The organism is Francisella noatunensis subsp. noatunensis (genome assembly GCF_009823375.1).
In the GTDB taxonomy this organism is placed as follows: Bacteria; Pseudomonadota; Gammaproteobacteria; order Francisellales; family Francisellaceae; genus Francisella; species Francisella noatunensis.
In genome coordinates, this window is the sequence record NZ_WBSX01000134.1 from 1 (window position 1) to 4,495 (window position 4,495).

The window sequence follows — 4,495 nt, forward strand, 5'->3', positions numbered from 1 at the left end:
TAGCTTTTTAACTTTACAGGATAGCTTATGATTATTTGAAGTTCTGCGGCTTTGATATAGCTTCTGTGCTATCTCAGCATTATAGTCACTATTTATACTAGTGCGATTAAGTTCCTTTTTTATAGCTCTTTCACTATAGCCAATTTTATTGGCTATTTGAGATGTTTGGTATCCTAATTTAAGTAATTCTTCTATGCAATATCTATTTGAAAGAGTTAAGTGCTTTGGCATTTTTTAGTTCCTTATCGTTTATTTTAGTTTCGTCAAAACCTAATAAACTATATTTGGAACTCTCTTTCAACTATTTAAAACTTTCAGAATACAATCTAGCTTTTAATAATATTTTGAGATTAAATATTTCAGTGCCTGAAATGATAAATAATTTACATAACATAGCCTATAACATATAATATATGCTGTATAAATTTAGATAACTTTATTAAATAAATAAGACTTAGTGTGTATGATAAATATTAAATTTCCAGATGGATCTATAAGAGAATTTGAAAGTGGTGTTAATTCTTTACAAATAGCAAAATCTATTTCTCCAAGCTTAGCTAAGATAACAGTCGGTGCCTATATCGATAATCAGTTATTTGATGCAAAAGATGTTATAAATTATGATTGTGAGTTAAGACTTATAACTACAAAAGATACAGAAGGTCTAGAAATTTTAAGGCATTCATGTGCTCATCTTTTAGCTAATGCTGTTAAAGAGCTATATCCAAATACTGAAGTAACTATAGGACCTGTTATAGATAACGGATTCTACTATGATTTTTCATTTAAAGAGACTATAGGTGAAGCAGATTTAGCAAACATAGAAAAGAGAATGAAAGAAATTGCTAAAAAAGGGACTTCTATAAGTTACAGAGTTGTGTCTAAAGAAGATGCTATAGCATTCTTTAAAGCGCAAGGAGAAAACTATAAGGTTGATATAATTGAGAGTATTCCAGCAGATCAACAAATTAAGATTTATACTCAGGGTGATTTTAGTGATCTATGTCGTGGTCCTCATGTACCAAGCACAGCAGCTATTCAAGCATTTAAGTTAACGAAGTTAGCCGGAGCGTACTGGAGAGGCGATTCTAACAATGAAATGCTCACAAGAATATATGGTACTTGTTGGGCTACTAAAGAAGACCTAGATCAATATTTGCATATGTTAGAAGAAGCAGAGAAACGTGATCATAGAAAAATTGGCAAAGCTTTAGATCTATTTCACTTTCAAGAAGACTCGCCTGGGATTGCATTCTGGCATGATAATGGTGTGAGAATTTGGCGTGAAGTAGAAGATTATATGAGAGCTTCTAACAAGAAATATGGTTGTGGTGAAATTCGTACTCCATTAATAGCAGATTTTAGCTTATGGGAAAAGTCAGGACATGCCTCAAAGTATGCTGAGAATATGTTTGCGACAAAGTCTGAAAATAGAGATTTTGCAATTCGTCCAATGAATTGTCCAACTTGTGTACAAGTTTATAATACTAAATTACATAGTTATCGAGATCTACCGATTAGAATGGCAGAGTTTGGTATAGTGCATAGAAATGAACCTTCTGGTTCTTTACATGGTTTGATGAGAGTTAGAAGTTTTACACAAGATGATGGACATATATTTTGTGCTCCAGAACAGGTGGAAGAAGAAGTGATTCTAATGGTCAAACAATGTTTTGAAGTATACAAAGATTTTGGTTTTAATGATTTTACTGTCAAAATTGCGCTTAGACCAGAGAATAGAATAGGTAATGATGAGACTTGGGATAAGTCTGAGCAAATGCTTAAAAATGCTCTTGATGCTAATAATGTTGCTTATGAGCTACTACCAGGTGAAGGAGCATTTTATGGACCTAAGATTGAGTTTCATCTAAAAGATGCTATAGGTAGAAGTTGGCAATGTGGCACTATACAGCTAGATTTTTCTATGCCTGATAGATTAGGAGCTACATATATTGATAAGAATGGTAATAAGCAAGTTCCTGTAATGTTACACAGAGCTATTGTAGGATCGCTAGAAAGATTTATTGGTATGCTAATAGAGCATTATGCAGGAAATATGCCACTATGGTTAACTCCAGGGCAAATTGCTGTAATGGGCATTAGTAATCATCAAGATGAGTACTGTCAAAAAGTCTTTAAAACCCTAGAAAAAAATGGTATTCGAGCAAAATTAGACTTGAGAAATGAGAAAATAGGGTTTAAAATACGTGAGCATACTCTTTTGCGTGTGCCTTACCTTGTTATACTTGGTAAAAGTGAGCAGGAGCAAGAGATTGTTACAATAAGAAAACATAATGGTGAAGATCTAGGGCGGATGTCTATAGGTGATTTTTGTGTTTTCTTGAATGAACAAATTGAAGCTAAAAAATAATAATTTCTGTGGAGGAAAAAAGTTATTAAAACAACGGATAAAAAAGCACCTATAAATGAGCAAATTAAAGCTAAAGAGGTGCGCCTAGTTGGTGTTGATGGTCAGCAAATAGGTGTTGTATCTATCAACGAAGCTTTAGCATTGGCTGAAGAGGCTAATGTTGATTTGGTTGAAATGGTAGCAAATGCTAATCCACCAGTCTGTCGTTTGATGGACTACGGTAAATTCTTGTTTGAACAAGGCAAGAAAAAAGCACAAGCGAAAAAAAACCAAAAACAGACACAGATCAAAGAGATTAAACTTAGACCTGTGACTGATGTAGGGGATTACCAGGTAAAACTACGCAACCTGATAAAATTCCTTGAAAAAGGCGATAAAGTAAAAGTCACACTAAGATTCAGAGGCAGAGAAATGTCACATAATGAGTTAGGTATGCAAATGCTTCAGCGTATGGCAACTGATGCGGCTGAATACGGTGTGGTGGAACACCAACCTAAAATGGAAGGTCGTCAAATGATTATGGTTTTAGGACCAAAGAAAAAGTAGTAAATCAAAACAATAACAACAAATACAATGCGGAGTATTTAAAAATGCCTAAGTTAAAAACTAAGAGTGGTGCTGCTAAGCGCTTTAAAAAGACTGGTAAAGGTGGTTTCAAGCACCGTTGTGCAAATCGTGCTCATATCAATACTAAAATGACAACTAAGAGAAAGCGTCATTTAAGAGGTATGAATCAAGTAGCTAAAGTTGATACTGCTAGTTTAGTTCAACAAATGCCTTACGCATAAGTTTGTTTATCAATTTTTAAAGTGGAGACTAAATCATGTCAAGAGTAAAAAGAGGCGTAACAGCACGCGCACGTCATAAGAAGGTTTTAAAACAAGCTAAAGGTTACTATGGTGCTCGTTCAAGAGTATATAGAGTCGCTAAACAAGCTGTAATTAAAGCGGGTCAATATGCTTATAGAGACCGTAAAGTTAAGAAAAGAACATTCAGATCACTTTGGATTGTTCGTATCAATGCTGCTGCTAGACAACACGATATTAGCTATAGCCAATTAATCAACGGTTTAAATAAAGCTGGTGTTGAGTTAGACAGAAAAGCATTAGCTGAGCTTGCTGTGTATAACAAAGATGCATTTACTGCAGTAGTTGAAAAAGCTAAAGCTGCTTTAGCTTAATTGAGTATTCTAATCAAATTTTTTCTTTATAAAATCTTGTGAAATTTATAAATCCCTTACTTGCTAAAAGGCTTTTTTTAGTCTTTTTTTTAAGTCTAGGGATTTTTGTATTTTTAATTTTTAACGGTTATAAATATCTAGATATAGATATAGATAAGATTAATTCAGCGTACTATGATGCTAGTTCTTATATAGATGGCCATATAGTACTTGCGTCTTTAAGTTATGCTTGTATATATATTTTAACAGTGTTCTTTTCTGTTTCAATCAAACCATTTTTAAAAATACTTGCTGGACTTTTGTTTGGGTTAATATTAGGCTTTTTTATTTGTTTATTCTCAGCTACATTAGGAGCGATGTTGGCTTTTTTAATTATTAAATAGCTAGATTGTATTCTCAATGTTTATAGAGATACCAAAATGTACTTCATTAGGTGTCAAGTAATTTAAACATTTCTTAGGTCTATTATTCAAGTCTATCTGTAACTTTCTAATGTATTGATGAGATATATTGTTAAAGTTAGTACCTTTAGGTATAAATTGTCTGATATACCTATTCATGTTTTCATTAGTACCTCTTTGCCAAGGACTGTATGGATCAGCAAAGAATACTTTGATGCCAGTCTTGCTAGTTAGCTTCTTATGTTTAGCAAACTCTTTACCATTATCAAATGTAGCTGTTAATATTTTATGACCATTAGATACTTTGTACAATATTCTATTGATTGAATTAGCTGTTCTATCTATAGACTTGGCTAAAATAGTAAATCTGCTAGCTCTATCGACCATTGTTACAATAGCACTTTTATGGTCTTTACCAACAATAGTGTCACCTTCAAAGTGATAAAGATTTTTTCTATTAGCACTGCTAGGTCTTTCAGAAATACTCGCTCTATCCTTTATCTTAACTTGTTTAGAGTCACCTTCTTTTTTGTATTTATATTG

At 32.9% G+C, this 4,495-nt stretch carries 6 protein-coding genes and 1 pseudogene; 5 read left to right on the forward strand and 2 right to left on the reverse strand.

From position 1 onward, the window contains the following. On the reverse strand, positions 1–231 hold a 231-nt coding region (locus F8C69_RS09210; RefSeq protein WP_159183974.1), incomplete at its 3' end, for a helix-turn-helix domain-containing protein. Positions 232–463: 232 nt separating this feature from the next. Between F8C69_RS09210 and thrS the strand changes: the two genes are divergently transcribed. From thrS to F8C69_RS09235, 5 genes and pseudogenes are all read left to right on the forward strand, one after another. Then, positions 464–2,371 carry a threonine--tRNA ligase gene (thrS, locus tag F8C69_RS09215; RefSeq protein WP_159184963.1) on the forward strand — a complete coding sequence of 636 codons (1,908 nt, stop codon included), beginning with the start codon at positions 464–466 and terminating at the stop codon, positions 2,369–2,371. Positions 2,372–2,377: 6 nt separating this feature from the next. Further along, on the forward strand, positions 2,378–2,917 hold the full coding sequence (gene infC, locus F8C69_RS09220; RefSeq protein WP_159184965.1) for a translation initiation factor IF-3: 540 nt from the start codon (positions 2,378–2,380) through the stop codon (positions 2,915–2,917). Positions 2,918–2,961: 44 nt separating this feature from the next. After that, positions 2,962–3,159 carry a 50S ribosomal protein L35 gene (gene rpmI / locus F8C69_RS09225; protein ID WP_003034330.1) on the forward strand — a complete coding sequence of 66 codons (198 nt, stop codon included), beginning with the start codon at positions 2,962–2,964 and terminating at the stop codon, positions 3,157–3,159. Positions 3,160–3,194: 35 nt separating this feature from the next. Continuing rightward, complete coding sequence (gene rplT, locus F8C69_RS09230) at positions 3,195–3,551, forward strand: 50S ribosomal protein L20 (RefSeq protein ID WP_159184964.1); 357 nt, start codon at positions 3,195–3,197, stop codon at positions 3,549–3,551. A 38-nt stretch (positions 3,552–3,589) separates the two neighbouring features. Continuing rightward, positions 3,590–3,931: pseudogene (locus F8C69_RS09235) on the forward strand (DedA family protein); the annotation flags it as partial. Between the two features lie 3 nt (positions 3,932–3,934). On the opposite strand, the gene F8C69_RS09240 reads toward F8C69_RS09235, so the two are convergent. Next, on the reverse strand, positions 3,935–4,495 hold a 561-nt coding region (locus F8C69_RS09240), incomplete at its 5' end, for an IS30 family transposase (RefSeq protein WP_159183759.1).